Source organism: Rhizobium album, from assembly GCF_003122325.1.
Taxonomy (GTDB): domain Bacteria; phylum Pseudomonadota; class Alphaproteobacteria; order Rhizobiales; family Rhizobiaceae; genus Metarhizobium; species Metarhizobium album.
In genome coordinates this window covers 168,357-188,212 of sequence record NZ_QFBC01000001.1, presented here as the reverse complement: position 1 = coordinate 188,212, position 19,856 = coordinate 168,357, and the positions used below count along the sequence as shown (strand labels likewise).

22 protein-coding genes are annotated in these 19,856 nt (G+C 60.1%); 6 read left to right on the top strand and 16 right to left on the bottom strand.

From position 1 onward, the window contains the following. Positions 1-35: 35 nt before the first annotated feature. From DEM27_RS00950 to DEM27_RS00935, 4 genes are read right to left on the bottom strand one after another with little or no spacing between them, the layout of a single operon-like run. Positions 36-584 carry a flagellar protein gene (locus tag DEM27_RS00950; protein WP_109456313.1) on the bottom strand — a complete coding sequence of 183 codons (549 nt, stop codon included), beginning with the start codon at positions 582-584 and terminating at the stop codon, positions 36-38. 2 nt (positions 585-586) lie between these two features. Next, a complete protein-coding gene (gene fliI, locus DEM27_RS00945) occupies positions 587-1,981 on the bottom strand; it encodes a flagellar protein export ATPase FliI (protein ID WP_109456312.1) in 1,395 nt (464 codons plus the stop codon). Positions 1,982-1,997: 16 nt separating this feature from the next. After that, the gene (gene flgF / locus DEM27_RS00940; RefSeq protein ID WP_109456311.1) at positions 1,998-2,732 is read right to left on the bottom strand and encodes a flagellar basal-body rod protein FlgF; all 735 of its coding nucleotides are present in this window, start codon (positions 2,730-2,732) and stop codon (positions 1,998-2,000) included. Then, complete coding sequence (locus DEM27_RS00935; RefSeq protein ID WP_109456893.1) at positions 2,732-3,511, bottom strand: DUF1217 domain-containing protein; 780 nt, start codon at positions 3,509-3,511, stop codon at positions 2,732-2,734. The genes flgF and DEM27_RS00935 overlap by 1 nt, the downstream gene beginning before the upstream one ends. 181 nt (positions 3,512-3,692) lie before the next feature. On the opposite strand from DEM27_RS00935, the gene motA reads away from it, so the two are divergent. From motA to DEM27_RS00905, 6 genes are all read left to right on the top strand, one after another. Beyond that, on the top strand, positions 3,693-4,565 hold the full coding sequence (gene motA / locus DEM27_RS00930; RefSeq protein WP_109456310.1) for a flagellar motor stator protein MotA: 873 nt from the start codon (positions 3,693-3,695) through the stop codon (positions 4,563-4,565). Between the two features lie 5 nt (positions 4,566-4,570). Beyond that, a complete protein-coding gene (locus DEM27_RS00925) occupies positions 4,571-5,509 on the top strand; it encodes a FliM/FliN family flagellar motor switch protein (protein WP_109456309.1) in 939 nt (312 codons plus the stop codon). A 65-nt stretch (positions 5,510-5,574) separates the two neighbouring features. Further along, positions 5,575-6,132 carry a flagellar motor switch protein FliN gene (fliN, locus tag DEM27_RS00920; protein WP_109456308.1) on the top strand — a complete coding sequence of 186 codons (558 nt, stop codon included), beginning with the start codon at positions 5,575-5,577 and terminating at the stop codon, positions 6,130-6,132. 30 nt (positions 6,133-6,162) lie between these two features. Next, on the top strand, positions 6,163-7,203 hold the full coding sequence (fliG, locus tag DEM27_RS00915; RefSeq protein WP_109456307.1) for a flagellar motor switch protein FliG: 1,041 nt from the start codon (positions 6,163-6,165) through the stop codon (positions 7,201-7,203). Positions 7,204-7,339: 136 nt separating this feature from the next. Then, a complete protein-coding gene (flhB, locus tag DEM27_RS00910) occupies positions 7,340-8,419 on the top strand; it encodes a flagellar biosynthesis protein FlhB (protein WP_109456306.1) in 1,080 nt (359 codons plus the stop codon). Between the two features lie 5 nt (positions 8,420-8,424). Beyond that, positions 8,425-8,868 carry a hypothetical protein gene (locus tag DEM27_RS00905; protein ID WP_109456305.1) on the top strand — a complete coding sequence of 148 codons (444 nt, stop codon included), beginning with the start codon at positions 8,425-8,427 and terminating at the stop codon, positions 8,866-8,868. 81 nt (positions 8,869-8,949) lie between these two features. On the opposite strand, the gene visR is transcribed toward DEM27_RS00905, so the two are convergent. From visR to DEM27_RS00845, 12 genes are all read right to left on the bottom strand, one after another. Further along, on the bottom strand, positions 8,950-9,696 hold the full coding sequence (visR, locus tag DEM27_RS00900; RefSeq protein ID WP_109456304.1) for a transcriptional regulator VisR: 747 nt from the start codon (positions 9,694-9,696) through the stop codon (positions 8,950-8,952). Between the two features lie 11 nt (positions 9,697-9,707). Then, positions 9,708-10,454, bottom strand: a complete 747-nt coding sequence (visN, locus tag DEM27_RS00895) for a transcriptional regulator VisN (protein WP_109456303.1) — start codon at positions 10,452-10,454, stop codon at positions 9,708-9,710. 783 nt (positions 10,455-11,237) lie between these two features. Continuing rightward, the gene (gene fliF, locus DEM27_RS00890; protein ID WP_109456302.1) at positions 11,238-12,911 is read right to left on the bottom strand and encodes a flagellar basal-body MS-ring/collar protein FliF; all 1,674 of its coding nucleotides are present in this window, start codon (positions 12,909-12,911) and stop codon (positions 11,238-11,240) included. 157 nt (positions 12,912-13,068) lie between these two features. Beyond that, entirely contained in the window at positions 13,069-13,458 is a 390-nt protein-coding gene (gene cheT, locus DEM27_RS00885) for a chemotaxis protein CheT (RefSeq protein ID WP_109456301.1), read from the bottom strand. Between the two features lie 15 nt (positions 13,459-13,473). Next, the gene (gene cheD / locus DEM27_RS00880; protein WP_109456300.1) at positions 13,474-14,028 is read right to left on the bottom strand and encodes a chemoreceptor glutamine deamidase CheD; all 555 of its coding nucleotides are present in this window, start codon (positions 14,026-14,028) and stop codon (positions 13,474-13,476) included. Then, the gene (locus DEM27_RS00875) at positions 14,025-14,414 is read right to left on the bottom strand and encodes a response regulator (RefSeq protein ID WP_109456299.1); all 390 of its coding nucleotides are present in this window, start codon (positions 14,412-14,414) and stop codon (positions 14,025-14,027) included. Before DEM27_RS00875 ends, cheD begins: the two co-directional genes overlap by 4 nt. Further along, positions 14,414-15,463 (bottom strand): protein-glutamate O-methylesterase CheB, encoded by a 1,050-nt coding sequence (gene cheB, locus DEM27_RS00870; RefSeq protein WP_109456298.1) that lies wholly within the window; start codon positions 15,461-15,463, stop codon positions 14,414-14,416. Before cheB ends, DEM27_RS00875 begins: the two co-directional genes overlap by 1 nt. Then, a complete protein-coding gene (cheR, locus tag DEM27_RS00865) occupies positions 15,460-16,368 on the bottom strand; it encodes a protein-glutamate O-methyltransferase CheR (protein WP_109456297.1) in 909 nt (302 codons plus the stop codon). Before cheR ends, cheB begins: the two co-directional genes overlap by 4 nt. Then, the gene (locus DEM27_RS00860; RefSeq protein ID WP_109456892.1) at positions 16,365-16,829 is read right to left on the bottom strand and encodes a chemotaxis protein CheW; all 465 of its coding nucleotides are present in this window, start codon (positions 16,827-16,829) and stop codon (positions 16,365-16,367) included. The genes cheR and DEM27_RS00860 overlap by 4 nt, the downstream gene beginning before the upstream one ends. A 4-nt stretch (positions 16,830-16,833) precedes the next feature. Then, positions 16,834-19,101 carry a chemotaxis protein CheA gene (locus tag DEM27_RS00855; RefSeq protein ID WP_109456296.1) on the bottom strand — a complete coding sequence of 756 codons (2,268 nt, stop codon included), beginning with the start codon at positions 19,099-19,101 and terminating at the stop codon, positions 16,834-16,836. A gap of 16 nt (positions 19,102-19,117) precedes the next feature. After that, positions 19,118-19,483, bottom strand: coding sequence for a chemotaxis response regulator CheY1 (gene cheY1 / locus DEM27_RS00850; RefSeq protein WP_109456295.1), 366 nt, complete (start codon positions 19,481-19,483; stop codon positions 19,118-19,120). Then, positions 19,480-19,776, bottom strand: a complete 297-nt coding sequence (locus tag DEM27_RS00845; RefSeq protein ID WP_109456294.1) for an STAS domain-containing protein — start codon at positions 19,774-19,776, stop codon at positions 19,480-19,482. The genes cheY1 and DEM27_RS00845 overlap by 4 nt, the downstream gene beginning before the upstream one ends. Positions 19,777-19,856: the final 80 nt, after the last annotated feature.

Genomic DNA, 19,856 nt, shown 5'->3' with positions numbered 1-19,856 from the left:
CTGCCGCGCCCGTCAAACACGCTTGCTGCAGCGCTTCAGTTGGCGCTGTAGATATTGCCGTTCGAGGTGACGATCACCCATTTGCCTTCACGCTGCTCGAGGCTTGCAAGGCGGCTTTCGTCCGGCAGGATCGAACCGACGCGCACCATGTACATGCCGCTCGAATCCTCGATCAGCGCGCGGCCGTTCGCCACGTGCAGCAGGCGGAAATCGCTCTTGCCCGGGAACGGCTGGTCTTCCTTGATATTCCGCTTCTTCCTGTCGCCTGTGTTGGCGACGGTCGCCGTCACCAGGTCGTCGAGCGGTTCGGCGGTGTTTTCCGTATTGTCGGTCATCGCCAGCGGCGAGACGCTGAAGACGTTACGGGGCGGCAGGTCCGGCAGATCGCGCGTGCCGTCCCAATTGGTCATCTGTACGCCGAACTTGTCGGCGTTGAAAAAGACGTACCAGGGAAAGAAGGCGGCGGCGGCGGCAATGGAGAGGCCCAGTATAGTCAGGACGCGATCGCCTGTCCGTGACGCGCGCGGCGGCGCATCCAGATTGACAGCGATATCGGCGATCCTGGCTTTTTTCTTTCTGGCCATCGCTACGCTCTCCTAGCCATCGGTTGATTGACGTTGCCGGAACCGTTCTTCAGACCGGTGGCGAGATCGGTGAAGGCATCCAGCGACGGCCGGTCGCCCGGAGACTGCTTCAGCACGTCGTAGATGATGGGAACCTGCTTCACCGCCATGTCGAGATCGGGGTCGGCGCCGGGACGGTAACCGCCGATCAGCCGCAGGTCCCGGGTTTCCTCGAAACGATGAATGAGGGATTTCAAACGCGATACCAGCTTTTCCTGGTCCGGCGTCCAGGCCTTGCGCGCCAGTCGCGAGATCGAGGACAGCGGATTGACCGGCGGATACCGCCCTTCGTCCGCCAGGCTGCGCTCCAGCACGATGTGGCCGTCGAGAATGCCGCGGGTGGAGTCGGCGATCGGATCGTTGTGGTTGTCGCCGTCCACCAGGATGGAGATGATCGCGGTGATGGTGCCCGACCCCTCCGGCCCCGGCCCGCCGCGCTCCAGCAACCGCGGCAACTCGGTGAAGACCGATGCGGGATAGCCGCGCGCGATCGGCGGTTCGCCGGCGGCGACCGCGACCTCGCGGATGGCGTGAGCAAAACGCGTGACGCTATCGACGATGAGCAGCACGTTATCGCCCTGGTCGCGAAAATGTTCGGCGATGGTCATGGCCGAAAGCGGCGCCATCTTGCGCAGCATCGGGCTCTCGTCGCTGGTGGCGACGACCGCGATCGACTTGGACATGTTGTCGCCCAGCGTATCTTCGATGAATTCGCGCACTTCGCGGCCGCGTTCGCCGACCAGCGCGATCACCACGCGGTCGAAGGCATCGGCGCGGGCAAGCATCGAAAGAAGCGTCGACTTACCGACGCCGGACCCGGCGAACACGCCGAGACGCTGGCCGAGGCAAAGCGGGGAAAAGATATCGATAGCGCGCACACCGGTCTTGAAACCCTGCTCCACCCGCTTGCGCGTCATCGACGGCGGCGCGGTGTTGGAGATCGGCCGGCGCATCGTTCCGGAAACCAGCGGCCCCTTGCCATCGATGGGCTCGCCAAGCGCATTGATGGTGCGTCCGCACCAGCTGTCGTCGGGCGCGACACGGAAGGCGCCCTTGCGGATCACCACATCGTGGATGCCGATCGGCTCGCCCGGCTCGATCGGGCAGACATAGACGACTTCCGGTTCGACCCGCACCACTTCGCCGAGATGGATGCCGGTCGGGCTGCGGTGCCCCACGAATTCGCCGAGCCGGACATGCCGCGACAGCCCGCTGACCGTATAATGGCCGGCGGCTATCGTCTGAACATGTCCGCCATGCGTGACGGAGTAATCGGGATTGGCATACCGGTTCACCAGGCTGGCGAGATGGGCCAGCTTGCGTGACGGGTGGATACCGGCGGACTGCTCTTCGATCATCGGGCTTTATCCGGGCTCAGGCGCTGCCGCCGAGCGTCTTGATGGCTTCCTGGATGGACGTCTCGCTGTCGCGCATCAGAGCCGAGACGCTCTCGAAGGCGCGATTGACCTGGATGAGCTGCGTCATTTCGGCGATGCCGTTGACGTTCGACTGCTCGATGTAACCCTGCATGACGCCCGAGGTGGAATCGTCGACCACCGGCTGCGGCCGGTCCGTGGTGATGACGCCGCTGTTTTCATAGCGGATGAAACCCTTGGAGATATCCGCCTTGAAGATGCCGATCGAGCCGACCTGCGTGTCGTTCTGGCGGATGGTGCCGTCGATGGCGACGGAAATCTCGCCGCCGGAGCGATCGATCTGGATCGGCGCGCCGCCGGCATCCAGAACCGGATAGCCCTGCGACGAGACGAGCTCGCCGGTATCCTTGAGCGTGAAACGCCCGTCGCGCGTCAGCACCTGGCCGGCCGGTGTATCGATGGCGAACCACGCATCACCCTTGACGGCAAAGTCGAGCGGGTTGCCGGTCTTGTCGAACTGGCCCTGGCGGGTGGACAGGTAGTCGTTGCCCTGCGAGACGAACGCGATCTTGGCGTTCATGTCGTTCTGCGTATTGCTCATCACCTCGTCGAACTTGACGTCGGTGGCGCGAAAGCCGGCCGTGTTCATGTTCGCCATATTGTCGGCGATGGTGGTCAGGCGTCGCTCGAGTGCAATCTGCGAGGAAAGAGAGACATAGATCCCGGACTGCATTAGCTGCCTCCAAGTTTGAGATTATTGATAGAAAGCAGGAGATCGGTGGAAATGCCGTGGCCGGAGGAACCGCCGAAGACGGCGAGCGGATCGTAGTTGTCGGACGGATTCTCCATTTCCCACATGGCGGTGAAGCGCTCGAGGAACTTGCCGACCTTCTCCGGATCCTTAAAATCCGCGATGTTGAGGACACGGTCGAGATAGGCCGCCTGCTTGTCGATATCGGTCGCTATCGTTTCCGCCGGCATCTGCAACGTGGTGCGAACCACCTGGATCAGAGCGTCGTCGGCGAGAATGTCGAGACCGGACTTGATCGTCGATGCCGTGCGCTCGAAATAGAGAGCGAGGCGCACGCCGTTGTTGTCGTTGCCGGCGTCCTGTTCCAGCGTCTGGCGCGTGTATTTGTCGACCACACCCTTCGTCGCACGGTCGAAGGACGTTGCCGCCGCGCCGTGCGTGGCAAAATTCAGCGACTTCACCAGGTCGCCGTAACGGCTGTCGGCGAGCTTGTTGGCGAAGGCTTCCTTGTCGTCCACGCCTTCGGTCAGCACCTTGCGAATGAAAGCCTTGGCATAAGCCATGTCTTCCAGACCGTGCGCCTTGAGCGCGTAATTATAAAGGCGGGAATCGGCCATGAAATCGTCGATCGACTTGATATCGCCGATCTTCGACAGGTAATATTCCGTTTCGCGCTTGACGTCAGGCTTGGCAGCCACCCGTTCAAGCGACGTCGTGAGGTCCTGACTGATCAGCCGGTAGCTTGTGTATGTCGTCGTCACGAGATCACCGCCGTGTTTGATGGACATTTGCCGCAAGGGCGTCTGCGGCATTAATGGCGGCAAAGCCTTGCGCGAAACTGTTTGCCGCCGCGCATCCGCAACCGGCCGTCCGATTCAGCTTCACGCAAGCCAGAAACCGTATCCGTCTCGATGAAGAACAACGCTCGGATGCAGGCTCAAAATGAATATTATCATCGGATTTGTGATTACCTGCGGCTGTATCATCGGCAGCTTCATGGCCATGGGTGGTCACGTCGAGGTGCTATTCCAGCCGTTCGAATTCGTCATCATCGGCGGCGCCGGCCTGGGTGGCTTCATCATGGCCAACCCGATGAAAGTCGTAAAGGATTCGGGAAAGGCGCTTGGCGAGGCCTTCAAGCACGCCGTACCGAAGGAGCGTCACTACCTTGATACGCTGGGTGTTCTCTATTCGCTGATGCGCGACCTGCGCACCAAGTCGCGCAACGAGATCGAGGCACACATCGACAATCCCGACGAATCGACCATCTTCCAGTCGGCGCCGACCGTTCTCAAGAACAAGGAACTGACGGCCTTCATCTGCGACTACGTGCGCCTGATCATCATCGGCAATGCCCGTTCGCACGAAATCGAAGCGCTGATGGACGAGGAGCTCAACACGCTCCAGCACGACAAGATGAAGCCCTATAACGCCATCTCGATCATGGGCGATTCCTTCCCGGCCATCGGTATCGTCGCCGCCGTTCTCGGCGTTATCAAGGCCATGGGCGCCATCAACGAGTCGCCGGAAGTTCTCGGTCACCTGATCGGCGCCGCACTCGTCGGCACCTTCCTCGGCATTCTCTTGTCCTACTCGGTCTGCAACCCGCTGGTTTCCCAGATCAAGGTCGTCCGCAGCAAGCAGCACCGTCTCTACATCATCGTCAAGCAGACCTTGCTTGCCTATATGAACGGCTCGGTCCCGCAGGTCGCGCTCGAATATGGCCGCAAGACGATCTCCGCTTACGAACGCCCGTCAATCGATGCCGTTGAACAGGAAATGATGAATCCTGGCGGCGAAAACAAGGCAGCGTGACTCCTATGACAGTAGCATCCGCCAAATATGGAATGAATCCCGCCCTGCTCGCCAAACTGACCGGCGGGTTGGGCGACCAGAAATCCATCGCCAGGCTCTGCGCCGAATTCGGCCAGCTCTATACGGAATTTCTTCCCGACGTCTTCAAGAGCGAGACCGGCCTGAACGTCAAGGTCGGTTATACGGGTTGCGAAACCGGCCTGATGACGGATCTCATCACCGATCTCGGCGACGATATCGTCATCGCCAATGCATCGCTGCGCAACTGGTGCCCGCACTATGTGCTGACCTGCGGCAACAACTTCATCATTACCCTGATGGAAAACCTGCTCGGTGCTTCGCCGGACGCGATCGAGGAACCGATCGAGCGGCCGCTCTCGCGCATCGAACTCGACCTGGCGACGATGGTTTTCGACAAGATCGGCAGCGTGCTGCGTTCGGGCGTCAACGCGCCTGGCGGTTTCGAAGCCACGATCCAGCGTCCCCGCAATGCCGAGGACCGGGTAAGCCCGGCCGGTGAGGCGGACGATTTCGCTGCGGCTTTCAAGATGACGATCGGCATCGGTTCGGTGGTCGGCGAGTTCGCACTTGTCGTTCCGCAGAAGGCCTTGCTGAAAACCAACGTCACCCTGCCGAAGTCGCGCAATCAGGCGCCGAAGGGCCAGAAGGACTGGGGCGACCAGATCGGCGAGCAGGTTCGCCGCTCGCATGTGACGCTGCAGGCCCGCATCCGGCTTGATTCGCTGACCTTGCGGACGATTTCCAAGCTCGCTGTCGGCGACGTGATCCCCTTCCACGACAAGGAAGACGTCCAGGTCGACATCAGCGCCAACGGCAAGGACATGTATGTCTGCGAACTCGGCAAGGCCGGCGCCAACTACATGGTCCGGGTCACCGATAACGTCAGCACCGAAGACGAGATCCTCCGCCACCTGATGGGTTAAGCGATTTTCCGCCGCACTGCAGCGAAGGCAGGTTGAGGCAAGTTTCAACTGGAATAGTGATTTTCATGGCTACCAAGAAAACCCCTTTGGACACAGACTTCTCCATGGACGCTCCCGGCAATGACGCCGACCTGGAGCAGGCCATCGACGATCTGCGCGGCGTGCTCAAGAGCGATGCCGACGGTGAGCTGCCGGGCAGCGATTTCGGCGGGGCAGCCGATCTCTCGGCCTTCGGCGGCGACGATTTCGGCGCAACGACGAGTGCTGCCAGCGACTTCGGCGGCAGCTTCGACAGCAGCCCGAGTTTTTCTTCCGGCGGATCGAGCAGCCGCTCGTCCTCCCGCATGCAGGAGCCGGGCAGCGCGCTCAACTCCAACCTCGACCTGATCATGGACATCCCGATCGAAGTCCAGATCATTCTCGGGACCAGCCGCATGCAAGTCTCCGGCTTGATGAATCTTCAGGAAGGTGCAACCATAGCGCTTGACAAGAAGATCGGCGAACCGGTCGATATCATGGTCAATGGCCGCAAGATTGCCCGCGGCGAAATCACCGTTCTGGATGGTGACGATACCCGCTTCGGGGTCAAGTTGATTGAAGTTATGAGTACGAAGAAGGCCTGATCCCAGTTCGGGACAGAGAGGTGAGAGACCATGATGGACTTTGAGGATTTTGGCGGATCGCTTCCCGGTAGCCCGCTTTCCCAGCCAGACAAAGCCGCTGCGGTTCTTCTGGCCATGGGCAAGCAGGTTGCCGGTCGGCTGCTGAAATATTTCACCCAGCACGAACTGCAATTGATCATCTCCTCTGCGCAGACCCTGAGAACCATTCCGCCGGATGAACTGGCGGCACTGGTCAGCGAATTCGAAGACCTGTTCACCGAGGGAACGGGTCTCATGGACAACGCAAAGGCCATCGAGGACATCCTCGAGGAAGGCCTCACCCCGGAAGAAGTCGATGGCCTGCTCGGCCGCCGCACCGCCTTCCAGGCCTACGAATCCTCCATCTGGGATCGCCTCCAGGACGCCGATCCGGCGTTTGTGGCGCAGTTCCTGCTGCGCGAGCACCCGCAGACGATCGCCTATATTCTCTCGATGATCCCGTCGTCCTTCGGCGCCAAGGTGCTGCTGCAGCTTCCCGACAGCCGCCGGGCCGACATCATGAACCGCACGGTCAACCTGCGCGACGTCAGCCCCAAGGCCGCGAGCATCATCGAAAACCGTGTCCACGAGCTGGTGAGCGAAATCGAGGCCGAGAAGAATTCGGTCGGTACGGCAAAGGTCGCCGACCTCATGAACGAACTCGACAAGCCGATGGTCGATACCCTGCTCAACTCGCTGGAATCGCTCAACAAGGATGCCGTCAACAAGGTTCGTCCGAGGATCTTCCTTTTCGAAGACCTCATGTACATGCCACAACGCAGCCGCGTCATGCTGCTCAACGACATTGCCGCCGACATCCTCACCATGGCGCTTCGCGGCGCACCGAACGAAATCCGCGAAGCCGTGCTCGTCTGCATCAGCCCGCGCCAGCGCCGCATGATCGAATCGGATCTCTCCACCGGCACCACCGGCATCAATCCGCGCGAAATCGCGATTGCCCGCCGCGCCGTCGCCCAGGAAGCCATCCGGCTTGCCAATGCCGGCCAGATCGAGCTCAAGGAAAAGGCGGGCGATCCGGCAGAGGCCGCCTGATCGCTCTACCCTTGCCCAAACAAGACCGGGAGAAACCACCGGGCTTGTTGCCCGCCAATGCGCAAAAGCGTAATTTTACTGGGAAGAGTCGCCCGTGATTCGTCACGGGCTTTTTTCTTTGTGAAAGGCAGCGCGTATGGCTGACGACCAAGACAAAGATAGTAAAACAGAAGCCCCATCAGAGAAAAAAATTCGTGACGCGGCTGAAAAGGGCAACATTCCCTTCTCCCGCGAAGTCACGATCTTCGCGTCTTCCGTCGCCTTTTACATCTACCTGATTTTCTTCATCCCCTCCGGCATCGCCCGCATCGGCGAAACACTGCGCGACCTTTTCGAGCAGCCGGACCAATGGAAGATCGAAACGAGCACCGACGTCCTGTCCCTCTTCGTGCATCTCGTGTGGGAATCCAGCGCGCTGCTAGTGCCGGCCTTCGTGCTTTTCCTGCTCTTCGGTGTCGGCTCCTCGATCCTGCAGAACATGCCGAGTTTCGTACTGGAGCGAATCAGGCCGCAAGTATCACGCATATCGCCGATGAAAGGCTGGTCGCGCATGTTCAGCGCGCCGGGTTTCGTCGAATTCGGCAAATCGCTGTTCAAGATCATGATCGTGTCGCTGATCATGTTTTTTGCCCTGAGAGGCGAATTTTTCTCGTCGATCGACGCGATGTTTTCCGATCCGCAGGTCGTCTTCGTCAAGATGGCTGCCACGGTCAAGAAGATCATGATCGTGATTCTCTTTGCCACCGCTACCGTGGCGATCGTCGATTTCTTCTGGACGCGCCATCACTGGTTCACCCAGCTGAAGATGACGAAGCAGGAGGTCAAGGACGAATACAAGCAATCGCAAGGTGACCCAGTCATCAAGGCGCGCCAGCGATCCATCGCCCGCGACCGCGCCCGCCGACGGATGATCGGCAACGTGCCGCGCGCCACGCTGGTCATCGCCAACCCGACCCACTTTGCCGTTGCGCTACGGTATGTGCGGGAAGAAAACGACGCCCCGGTGGTCGTCGCCAAGGGCCAGGACCTCATTGCCCTGAAAATTCGCGAAATCGCCGCGGAAAACGGCATCCCGGTTTTTGAAGACCCGCCGCTTGCCCGCTCCATGTTTGCGCAAGTCTCGATCGATAGTGTCATCCCGTCAGTATTTTACAAAGCTGTCGCTGAACTGATTCACCGTGTTTATGCGATGCAACCAAACAGACGGGTTCACTAAGCCTGATGAAAAAATGCCCCTATTCCACACACCGTGAAAAAATCATTGCAGACGCGATCAGCCCGGTCGCGACAGAACTTCGTCTGCTCGACGCCGCAGATCTCATCTCCCTTCTGCGCTTCGAATATCATGCCAATCTCGCGGACCTCGTTTCATCGGCCGCGGAGTTGTTCTTCCACCCCGGCACGGTGAATTTCGGCGCGGGCGGGAACTACACGCTGGAATGGGGCGGCGTACCGGAGGTCACCCTCGATCTGGAGATCAAGCCGCCGGGCGTGACGATCTATGCGCAACTGATGCTGAGCGATACCGTGGCCGGTATCGAGATCAATCATATCGCCTTCCAGAACCCGTCGGCGAACCCGGACGAAAATACCGCCTTCCTCGCCCGCAGCCTGGAAGAGTCGAAGTTCGTCAAGGCGACGGAACGCTTCAGGAAGTCGGCCTGAGCCGCAAGCCCCGCAAAGGGGCTTCGCCCCCCCTGCTCCGAACGCACCGGCGTTTGAAGGCAAGCGATATCGACGGCACGATCAGCTAATGTAACCGAGACGGATCGCCTTGGCGATGGCCTGGATGCGGTTGACCGAATCGAGCTTGATCGTCGCGGAGCCGAGATAGGCGTTGACGGTATGGACGGAGAGACCGAGCTTGTCGGCAATTTCGTCGCTGATGCGGCCGTCGCCGGCCAGTTGCAGGCAGGCGACCTCGCGCTCGCTTAGTGTTTCAGCCGGCACCGCCCGCCGCTCGTCGAGCGACAGCAGGTCCATCATGATATGGCAACTCTTGCCGTGCAGGTCGACGAGCGCGTCGCTCGCCAGGTCGATGTAGTTGGATGTGAACATGGTGTAGCCGTTGCCGACGGCGCCGAGCCGCACCGGAAAGGCGACACCCGAGAACGGCAGGAGCCGCCCCTTCAGGCGCACCGTGAACATGTCGAGATCCGACGTCTCGGCAATGCTCGCCTCGTCGCGGCCGTTCCACATCAGCGGCAGCAGCGATTTCTCCATATGGTCGATCAGCGCATCGCCATAGGCCTCGACGAACATCTGCGATGCGGTGATGTTCGACGGCCCCCAGTTTTCGAGCTCACAGACCAGCTTGCGCTTGCTGGGCAGGCCGCCGCCGGAGATGCGAAATACGGCAAAATGCCGGGCGTTGATGATCTTCTGCATCGACACGAGGCGGGGAAACAGGTCCGAGCGACTTGTGATCCGCGTCATGCGGAACGTCCTGATCTCACCTGGAGATTCACCGTTCTTGTCCTGCGAATACGCCATCTATCTTCCCGTCAGACCAGGTTGTTGCGCACCGCATAAGCGATGGCTTCCGACCTGGTCTTGGTTGCTGTCTTGCGCATAACGCTGGTGATGTAGTTGTTGATCGTGTTGCGCGATATTCCCAGGATCATCGCGATCTCATCGCTTGTCTTGCCTTCGGCGATCCAGAAGAGGCACTCGAGTTCACGTTCGGTCAGATCGAAATCCCGTTCCGCCTTCTGGTCGCGTGCCCGCGCGAAGCTGGAATAATATCCGGCAAACAGGCCGACGTCGCGCAGCCGGTCCTGCGAGAGGATGATGCCATCGGCAAAAAGCAGCATCAGCGACAGACGCGTGCGGCCGACATTGAAGGTCAGGGAACAATATTGTTGGCTGACGCCGGCCGGAAGCTCGACATCATCGGGCAGCAAGGCGAAGCTCGGCTGCAGAATGGAGAGGCACTTCTCCAGCTCCGTCGAACGGGAATACAGGCTGGCGAGATCGACGCTCAGGCGCCGCACCAGGTCGAAGGGCCAATTCGAGGACACCACGAATTCGAGCCCCTGCTCCTGCACCAGGTCGTATCGGGCGAGAAGATAATGCGAGGCACCGACATATTCGGTCAGAGCAGCCATGCCTGCGGGAAGATGATTCGAACCGGCCAGCCGTGCCAGCCTGCCGATCAGTTGCTCCCGGGACATCGCCTTGGACAACGGGCCGCTCCCCACGAAAGGACGGCCTTTGAGCGCTATGTCGGACTGCAATGTCTCCACTTCCATATTGCACTCCCATGGGGCTCACATCGAGAGCCGAATTCCGGCCCGAACCGCCCCGGCCCCCAACGATCGATGCGCAGATATCCTGCGACAGGTCAAAATCCACATATCTGCCGAATCACTGCAGTCTAGACAAGAAAGGCAATCGCGGCACCACCAAGCTTTAGGGATTTACCCAGCCTGAATTTTGTGATGCGATTCGCCAAATTTTTGCCAATATACGGGAACACCCAGCATCCGCACCGTAATATGATTCCCGCAAGGCGGCAACGAATTTCCCAAAAAACCAAATCGAACCGCCGTTTCCAGCTATTTTTTCGCACAATACACATCAAATAAGAATATTATTCTTGGAAACGCTCACCAATGGTGAACTGTACAAACCTTACCTGAAGAATATTCTATTGTTTTTGAATATGGATCGTTACGGTATTTATCTCATTATTTTCACAACGTAGCGATGACATAAATCAAATTTAACGAGCACTGCGATTTTTTCTGGTCTGTCTATCGAACCGGACAATCATGTCGTTCTTGTATTTTTTTGAGGCACCGTCCGGTGTCCTCCAATGGAATTCCCGGGAGAGCAACACAGAAATCGCATTTGTCAAAAGGCGATGCTTTGCCGCCATGGATATTCTGCTGAACTAGACCTGCGGACGGTTGAAAGGCACAGTTGCTAAACTGTCGCAGACCTGACTCTTGTCGTGACAAACTTTCGCCGAAATCGACAGCCGCCTTCGAAATGAAAACACCGGCTCGCGGGTGCGGACCGGTGTTTTGGGATCAGGCGGCCTCGTCGATGGCCCATTTGCGGAGGATCTTGGCGGCGCGTTCTTCGCTGATCTCCACCATTCGCGCCAGGCGTCGTTCCGGTCCTTCGCGAACCCGGCGGTTGAAGCCGCCTTCGTCGCCGTCCATGAGCATGTCGTCCGTGCTGTCGAAACCGAAATCCGAACCGAAGCCGTCCATGAGGCCGGTGCCGCCACCCGTCGAGGGCGCGAAGTCGGGCAACTCCAGTCCTGCTTCCTGCTGGGCCAGGGCCTCGCCGGCGGCAGCGTCTGCACCGACCGAGCGGACCAGCGGACGGACACCCAGCCAGACGATCAGGAAAGCCACGGCAACGAAGGCCAGCGAGTTGATGATGCCCGCCATGTTGCGGCTCAGCATATCCATGACACCGGGACCGGACGCGGCTTCGTCGAGAAGCTGGTTTTCCAGGAAGTCCATCGCGGTGACGGTCACGACGTCGCCACGGGCGGTATCGAGGCCAGCCGCAGAGCTGACGATCTTCTGCATTTCGGCAAGATAGGCATCGACCTTCGCCTGATCGGCCGGCTCGCCGACCATCTTGGCGATCCGCCCACGGTTCACGACGACGGCGACGGACAGTTTTTCGAGCTTGTAGCTGTTGCGGGTCGTGGCAACGGTCTTGCTGTTGATTTCATAGTTGGTCTGCTCTTCCTTCTTGTCGGCTTCGTCGGACGATTCCGGACCGGTGCTGCCTTCCGGGCCAGCCTGCGGGACGTTCTGCTCGACGGTGGCGGCGGTGTCGGCCTGCCGGGAGAGCGATTTCTGGGCTTCCTTGGTAATCCTGACCGACCGCTCGACGCGGGATTCCGGATCGAAAACCGTTTCCTGGATCTGCTGGCTGTCGGTATTCAGCTGTGCGGTGACGCTCGAACGGAAGTTGTCCATGCCGAGGAACGGCGCCAGGGCCTTGTCGATGTTCGATTCGACTTCGTTCTGGACCGACTGCACGATACCGAGATTGCGCGCCAGCGAACCGTTGGCGCTGTCGTCGCCGGAGGCGAGAAGCTGGCCGGTGGAGTCGAGGATCGTCACGTCGTCGGCGTCGAGGCCAGGAACGGAGGAGGCAACCAGGTGACGAATCGAAGCGGCGGCCTTGCGGCCCGCTTCGGCACCGGCGCGGATCATCACCGACGCGGTCGGTTTCTGCTCACCCCGGCGAAAGTTGCCGACATCGGGCATGACGATATGGACCCGTGCGGCGGAAATACCGTTGATCGTCTGGATGGTGCGGCCGACTTCACCTTCCAGTGCGCGAACCCGGGTGACTTCCTGCATGAAGGATGTAAGGCCGAGCGAGCCGACATTGTCGAAGAGTTCGTAACCGGCATTGGCGCTGTTCGGCAGGCCGCGTTCGGCGAGCAGGAGCCGGGCCTTGCCGGTGTTTCCAGCCGGAACCCGCAGGCTCTTGCCGTCGGTGCCGATTTCGAAATCCATGCTCGCTTCCGCAAGCGCGACACTGATCTGGTTGAGATCGTTTGCCTCAAGCCCGACATAGAGTGTCTCGTATGCCGGCTTGTTGACGTAGAATGCGGCGAACAGGATGATTGCCATCGAGACGACGCCAACCCCAATCAGGGTCAGCAAACGCGCCTGCCCCAGGGAGGCAAAGTTCCTAAAAACCTGAAGTAATTGATTTAACAGATTCATTCTGTTCTCGCACCGTCAACCAGAGAGGAAGAGTCTTAATTCTCTGCTGCGACACTAAGAAGCGAAGCTTGCGCGAACGTTTCGTTAAATGGTTTTCGGGGCCGGAAAGCGGCCGGAAAGCTTGATATTTGTCAGGGCGTGAAAGGAAGGAAGAGCCTCAGAAGAGGTCGAAGTCACCAGCCACCTTGGTCAGCGGCTGCGAATGGCCGTGGCGCATCCCACCGCCGAGCGCCTTCTGCATGTCGGCAAGCTTGACGAGGCTGAGGGCGGTCGCAACATCGACGATCCAGTTTTCCGGCACGGTTCCCGTAACGGTGTCGATGAATTCGGCAAGGCCGCGCGTCTTCTGCACGGCAAGATCGATGCCCTGCAATATCTTCATGGAATCGGGTGAGGCGAGAATCTCCGCACCACCGAGCTCCAGGAGCTGCGGTTCGATGCGCTCGATCAGATAGGCGACGTCGTGCAGCTCCGAAACAATCCGCATGAGAATTTCGGGTAGCGATTCCTCGACCGCCTGGGTCTGGTTGGCAATGTCCGGCAGCATAGTCTAAAACAGTCCTTAAAAAAACTCGATTGAACTTTCCACCGGACGGGGCGCAGGCGCAGGCCTCTGCTCCAGAGCCACCGTTTTTTGCGTTTCCGCACCCGTCAGAGGATACTGGCGCGCACGGCCGCTGACAGGCCAGTATTCCAGCTTGCGGCCATATTCGCCGCCGGTACTCGAGCCGACGACGGAAATGCCTTCGTCCCGCAAAAATTGCATGGCAAAGGCGGCATTCTGATCGCCGACATTCGAGAAGGTGGCGATCGTCTTGGCGCCGCCGAAGATCTTGGCCTCGAGCCGGTCTCGTCTGGCGCCCTTTTTCAGAAGCCCGTTGATCAGCAGTTCCATCAGATGGACGCCGTAGCGGGTCGCGTCACCGCCAGCCGACATCGCAGAAGCTGACCCCGGCAAGAGGAAATGATTCATCCCCCCAACGCCGGCGACCGGGTCTCTGAGACATGCAGCCACACACGACCCAAGGATGGTGGTCAGCACGACATTCGGATCGTCGATGACCTTGTACTCTCCCTGGATGATGTTCACGCGCCTGGCTGCAGTATCCGTCATCATTTCAAGGCTCCGAACACGGCCTCGATCGCCGCCTTCATTTTCTCGATGGTGAACGGCTTTGCCAGGACGTTGTTGGCGCCCAGCTGCGCGGCCTTCTGCACCAGTGCGCGGTCGCCCTGCGCGGTCAGGATGATGAAGGCAGCCTTCTTGGTGTTCGGGTTCGCACGCACGGCCTGCAGAAAACCGATGCCGTCCATCTTCGGCATGTTGAAGTCGGAGATGACGAGGTGATGCGGCTGCTCGGCCATGATCTTCATGCCCTGCTCGCCATCGCCTGCGGAGGTGATCTGCTTGAATCCGAGCTGGACCAAGGCATCGCTGAGCAGCAACCGGCTGGTGACCTGATCGTCGACGATCAGAACTTTGATTTTTTCGGCTATAGACATTAATCGCTCCCTTCTTTTCGGGCGGCTGTAAATTTCAGGATTTCTTCCCCGATGGCTCCAAGGGGGAGTTGCTGCTCAACGGCGCCGAGCTCGTGAGCAACCCTTGGCATCCCGTAGACCACGCAGGTTTTTTCGTTTTGCCCAATGGTACGCGCACCTGCATGACGCATCTTGAGCAAACCGGCCGCACCGTCGCGTCCCATGCCGGTGAGGATGACCCCCACGGCATTGCGACCCGCCAGTTCAGCGACCGAATCGAACAGGACATCCACCGATGGCCGATGGCCGTTGACGGGGTCCCGTTCAATGAGACGGCAGCAGGGAGCTGCTGCATTCGTGACTTGCAGGTGGCGGTCGCCACCGGGTGCAAGATAGATCTTTCCGATTTCCAACCGTGCGCCGTCCGTGGCTTCCTGCACCGCCGGCGCGCAGATGCGGTTCAACCGCTCGGCAAAGCTCTTGGTGAAGGTGGAGGGCATATGCTGGGTAATGACGGTCGGCGGACAATTGACCGGAAATTTTTGCAAGACCGTGATCAACGCCTCGACGCCGCCCGTCGAGGAGCCGATGGCCACGATCTTTCGTCCGACACGGAAATCACTGGTAGGAGCCACCACCGGGGCCGGGGCCGAGACCGCCGGCCGGCTGATGGACCGCAGCGACCGGGCTGCCGCCTTGACCTTGTCGGCAAGGTCGGTGAACGGCCTCGGTTCGCCCGGCACAGGCTTGCTGACGCAGTCGAATGCGCCGATTTCTAGGGCCGCAAGCGTTGCGTCGGCCCCACGATGGGTCAGGCTGGACACCATGATCACCGGCATGGGACGCAGCCGCATGATCTTTTCCAGAAAATCGAGACCGTTCATGTTCGGCATCTCGATATCGAGGGTGACCACGTCGGGATTGAGCTTCTTGATCGCCTCGCGCGCTTCCAGCGCGTCGCCGGCCTGACCGACGACGCTCACATCCGGATCGGCGCTCAGCACGGCCGTGATCAGGCCACGCATCGTGGGCGAGTCGTCGACGACAAGAACCCGGGCAGGTACGCTCATACTTTTCTCCCCGCCCTGCCGCCGGTATACCGGTAGGTGGTGATGCCGATATTGTCGAACAGGTTCTTGGCGTCGCCGGAAACACGTTCCGAATGGCCGATGTAGAGATATCCGCCGTCCGGCAGGTTGGTGGCGAAGCGCGACCAGATCTTCATCTGCGTCGGCTCATCGAAATAGATGACCACATTGCGGCAGAAAATCACGTCGAACGGTCCCTTGAACGGCCATTGTGCCATCAGGTTCAGTTCGTTGAAGGTGATCAGCTTCTTGACGCGGTCGTCGATCTGGAACTTGCGGCGGCCGCTGACGTCGACTTCACGGAACCATTGCTTGCGCATGGCCGGAGACACCGTTTCCAGCGCCGTCTCGTCGTAGACGCCGGCCCGTGCGAGCGCCAGGATCTTCGGATCGATATCGGTCGCCAGGATGCGGATATCGTAATCGGCGGCATTCGGCATGACCGAAAGCAGCGTCAATGCGATCGAATAGGGCTCCTGCCCGTCCGAGCAGGCCGCCGACCAGATGCGGACGCGACCGCCGGACTTGGCGCGGGTCAGCAATTCCGGCAGCACGTCGTTCTTCAGGTGCTCGAAATGATGATTCTCCCGGAAAAAGCGGGTGAAGTTCGTCGTCAGATGCGACAGCATCTCACGGCGCGGGCCCGCTCCGGCCGGCGAGGACACCAGCTGGCAATATTCGCGAAAACCGCTCAGGCCGAGCGTGCGGATATGCTTCGACAGGCGCGAATAGACCAGCGACGCCTTGGAGTCGTTGAGATAAATGCCCGCATCCGCGTAGATCATCGCCGCGATCTCCGAAAGGTCGCGGCGCGTCAGAGGATATTCTCCACTCGCCAGCACCTCGTCCGGCGATTGCCGGTGATCGCTCAGGCTGATGGCATTCATGCTGCCTCGCTTTCGTCTGGGAAGAGCCCTTCAAGTTCGACAAGGCAGATCATGCGCTTGTCGATCGCCAGAATGCCGCGGGCGAACTGTTTTTCGAGATCCGAAGAGATTTCCGGCGTCGGCTGGATGTTGTCGTCGGTCACCGTCAGTATGTCGGAAACCGCTTCGACCAGCAGGCCGACAACCTTGCGGTTGACCTGCGCCACGATGATGACGTGGCGCGGGCTGGGTTCGGTCGGCCGCATGCCGAGCCGCGCCGACAGATCGATGATCGGCAGCACGGCGCCACGCAGATTGAGCACGCCTTTCATGTAGGAAGGCGAATGCGGCATCGGCGTTGCCGGCGTCCAGCCGCGAATCTCGCGGACCGACATGATGTTCACGCAAAATTCCTGGTCACCAATGCGAAAGGCGATAAGTTCACGACTTCCCTGTGTCAGATTTTTTACGAGGTACGACATGATTTCATCCAACGGAAGCTAATGACATTTCCTGCTTGAGCGACTGACCGCGCGAGGCTGCAACGACCGCATCCACATCGAGGATGAGCGCAACGCGCCCGTCGCCCAGAATGGTGGCCGCTGCAATTCCCGGCACATGCGTGTAATTTGCCTCAAGACTCTTAATAACGACCTGACGCTGGCCCTGAATCGCATCGACCATCAGGGCGCGCTGTCCGCCGCCTTCGGATTCGACCAGAAGCGCCACGCCTTCCACCGGATTTGCCTGCATCGCGCGGAAATTCAGGATCCGGCCGACATCCACCAGCGGGCAGAAAGAGTTGCGGATCGAGATCAGGCGCTGCGTCGCTCCGAAGGAATGGATCGACGAGGCTTCCGGCTGCAGCGTCTCGACGATCGCCGTCAGCGGCACGACGAGCGTCTGGCCGGCCACGGTGACCACCATGCCGTCGAGGACGGCGAGCGTCAGCGGCAGGCTCATGGAGAAGGTCGAGCCCTGGCCGGGCTTGGAGGAGATCGAAATGCGGCCGCCGAGTGCCTGGATCGAGCGCTTGACCACGTCCATGCCGACGCCGCGGCCGGAAAGGTCCGAGACCTTGTCGGCGGTGGAGAAGCCGGCGTGGAAGATCAGGTTGTCGATCTCTTCGTCCGTCAGGTTGGCATCGGCCGAGATCAAGTCGTTGGCGATCGCCTTCTGGCGCACCTTCTCGCGGTTGATGCCGGCGCCGTCGTCGGTCAATTCGATGACGATGCGGCCCGAACGGTGCTTGGCGGTGAGCTTGACCGTGCCTTCCGGGTTCTTGCCGAGCGCGACGCGCTTTTCCGGCATTTCCAGGCCGTGGTCGACGGCGTTGCGGATCATGTGAGTCAACGGCTCGGCGAGCTTGTCGATGACGGTCTTGTCGACTTCGGTGTTTTCGCCTTCGGTGACAAGGCGGACCGACTTGCCGGTGATGTCGGCGATTTCGCGAACGGTGCGGGCCATGCGCTGGAAGACCGGCTTGACCGGCTGCGCACGGATGGCCATCACCGAATCCTGGATCTCGCGGGTGAGCTGCTGCAGCTCCTCGAGGCCCATATTGATCGACGACGTGCCGTTGTTGTCGTTTTCGATGACGCTCTGCGACAGCATCGCCTGGTTGATGACAAGCTCGCCGACGAGATTGATGAGGCGGTCGACGCGGTCGAGATCGACACGGATCGTCTGGCCGGCGCTGGCATTGTTGGCAGCCTGGGCGTTGTTGGCAGCAGCAGCCGCGGCGGTCGCGGCGGATTCCTTTTTCTCACCGCGCGCGGCGGCACCCGCCATCTGCATGACGTTGCTGGCCGTATCGGCGGCAGCGACGGCGGCGGCGACATCGGCAGACGTGTCGGCCTCGGCGACGGCCGGGCCGTCGTCGAGGATCGACAGGTCGAACGGCACGGGGATCATCGGCAGTTCGCTGTCAGCTTCAGCGGACGCAGCATCGTCTTCCTGCAGCTTGATGTCGAGTTCGCAATCCCACTCGGCGAATTCGAAAACCTGACGAATGCCGTCTTCACCCTTGTCGGTCTTGATGGAGATGACCCAGTGCAGGTAGGAGCCTTCCGGATCCATCTTGTGGAGCGCCGGCACGTCGTCGGTGTTGCAAAAGATGCTCATCTCGCCGATGCGCGAGAGATCACGCAAAAGCAGCGAGGCTTCGTTGCCCTTCGAGAACAGTTCCGCACGCGGCTTGAACGTGACCTCGTAGGTCGGCAGCGCGGCTGCGGGTTCGTCTTCCCCGCCGAAATCGTCGAAGGAGAACGGGATCGGCTGGAAACCGCTCGGATCCGTCGGCGCTACGGCAACCACCGGAGCCGCTGCCTTAGGCACCGGCGCCTCGACGGCGGCGCTGGGTGCCGGAACTTCGCCATGCGCCAAAGCTTCCAGCTCCTTGACCAGGCCGCGGCTGCGCGATTCGTCGACGCTGCCGCCGTCGCGGGCGGCATTGGTCAGGTCGGCCAGGACGTCGGCCGACTTGAGCATGACCTTGAGCACGTCCTGGGTCGGCTCGAGCTTGTTGGAACGAACGCAATCAAGAGTCGTTTCGAAAACGTGAGCAAAGGCAACCAGATCGTCCAGACCGAACGCACCTGCACCACCTTTGATCGAGTGAACGGCACGGAAAACAGCATTGACTGTTTCCGGGTCGCGATCACCGTCATTCAGCTTCAAAAGACCGGATTCCAGCTCCGCGAGCTGCTCCTCGCACTCCTGGAAAAAGATCTCTTTGATTTCGTTCATATCCATAGGAGAAGTTCCCGGTTCAGGCGGTTACACGTTCGATGGCATCGATCAGTTTCGTCGGGTCGAACGGCTTCACGATCCAGCCGGTGGCCCCGGCCTGGCGTGCGCGATTCTTCTTTTCCGCGTCGCTTTCCGTGGTCAGGACCAGGATCGGGATGGCACGGTATTTTTCATTGCGGCGAACGCCTTCGATGAAACCGAAACCGTCCAGGCGCGGCATGTTGATGTCGGTGACGATGACATCGGGATTGCAGTCTTCCAGGACTTCGAGGCCTTCCACGCCGTCTTCGGCCTGGATCGTTTCGAAACCCGCATTGTTGAGGGTCACCAGAAGCATGTTCCGGATCGTCCGTGAATCATCCACGGTCAGAACTCGTTTTTTCATTGCCGAATCTCCTTGCCGAGCAGCTGCTCGAAATTGACACCGATGAGTTGGGTCGTTTTCTCAAACGCATCGGAAACCTTGCCGATGGTGAAGGTCTTCTTGTCCTCTTCCCAAGCCTTTGCTCCCGCCAGGAGAACCTGGATACACTGGGTTCCGCAGCGTTCCACCGCCGAAGCGTCGATTACGATATCGCTCCCACGCAAGGACTGGAGCGTCCCTTGCAGCGTCGTGGCCTCGTTGAGGTCCAGAACTGCGGCCAATTTCACATTCTGCGCGCCCGCTTTGCTCGCCATCAGATCGTTCCTCGTCTGTCGCGTCCGTCAAACATCAGGGTTTTTGCATCGGCCGGACGTATCGGTTGCCCCCTCGGCAC

Bases quoted from the DNA above. Each gene is read 5' to 3' on its own strand.
- DEM27_RS00950 (WP_109456313.1), bottom strand. From the start codon at position 584: ATGGCCAGAAAGAAAAAAGCCAGGATCGCCGATATCGCTGTCAATCTG.
- fliI (WP_109456312.1), bottom strand. From the start codon at position 1,981: ATGATCGAAGAGCAGTCCGCCGGTATCCACCCGTCACGCAAGCTGGCC.
- flgF (WP_109456311.1), bottom strand. From the start codon at position 2,732: ATGCAGTCCGGGATCTATGTCTCTCTTTCCTCGCAGATTGCACTCGAG.
- motA (WP_109456310.1), top strand. From the start codon at position 3,693: ATGAATATTATCATCGGATTTGTGATTACCTGCGGCTGTATCATCGGC.
- DEM27_RS00925 (WP_109456309.1), top strand. From the start codon at position 4,571: ATGACAGTAGCATCCGCCAAATATGGAATGAATCCCGCCCTGCTCGCC.
- fliN (WP_109456308.1), top strand. From the start codon at position 5,575: ATGGCTACCAAGAAAACCCCTTTGGACACAGACTTCTCCATGGACGCT.
- fliG (WP_109456307.1), top strand. From the start codon at position 6,163: ATGATGGACTTTGAGGATTTTGGCGGATCGCTTCCCGGTAGCCCGCTT.
- flhB (WP_109456306.1), top strand. From the start codon at position 7,340: ATGGCTGACGACCAAGACAAAGATAGTAAAACAGAAGCCCCATCAGAG.
- DEM27_RS00905 (WP_109456305.1), top strand. From the start codon at position 8,425: ATGAAAAAATGCCCCTATTCCACACACCGTGAAAAAATCATTGCAGAC.
- visR (WP_109456304.1), bottom strand. From the start codon at position 9,696: ATGGCGTATTCGCAGGACAAGAACGGTGAATCTCCAGGTGAGATCAGG.
- visN (WP_109456303.1), bottom strand. From the start codon at position 10,454: ATGGAAGTGGAGACATTGCAGTCCGACATAGCGCTCAAAGGCCGTCCT.
- fliF (WP_109456302.1), bottom strand. From the start codon at position 12,911: ATGAATCTGTTAAATCAATTACTTCAGGTTTTTAGGAACTTTGCCTCC.
- cheT (WP_109456301.1), bottom strand. From the start codon at position 13,458: ATGCTGCCGGACATTGCCAACCAGACCCAGGCGGTCGAGGAATCGCTA.
- cheD (WP_109456300.1), bottom strand. From the start codon at position 14,028: ATGATGACGGATACTGCAGCCAGGCGCGTGAACATCATCCAGGGAGAG.
- DEM27_RS00875 (WP_109456299.1), bottom strand. From the start codon at position 14,414: ATGTCTATAGCCGAAAAAATCAAAGTTCTGATCGTCGACGATCAGGTC.
- cheB (WP_109456298.1), bottom strand. From the start codon at position 15,463: ATGAGCGTACCTGCCCGGGTTCTTGTCGTCGACGACTCGCCCACGATG.
- cheR (WP_109456297.1), bottom strand. From the start codon at position 16,368: ATGAATGCCATCAGCCTGAGCGATCACCGGCAATCGCCGGACGAGGTG.
- DEM27_RS00860 (WP_109456892.1), bottom strand. From the start codon at position 16,829: ATGTCGTACCTCGTAAAAAATCTGACACAGGGAAGTCGTGAACTTATC.
- DEM27_RS00855 (WP_109456296.1), bottom strand. From the start codon at position 19,101: ATGGATATGAACGAAATCAAAGAGATCTTTTTCCAGGAGTGCGAGGAG.
- cheY1 (WP_109456295.1), bottom strand. From the start codon at position 19,483: ATGAAAAAACGAGTTCTGACCGTGGATGATTCACGGACGATCCGGAAC.
- DEM27_RS00845 (WP_109456294.1), bottom strand. From the start codon at position 19,776: ATGGCGAGCAAAGCGGGCGCGCAGAATGTGAAATTGGCCGCAGTTCTG.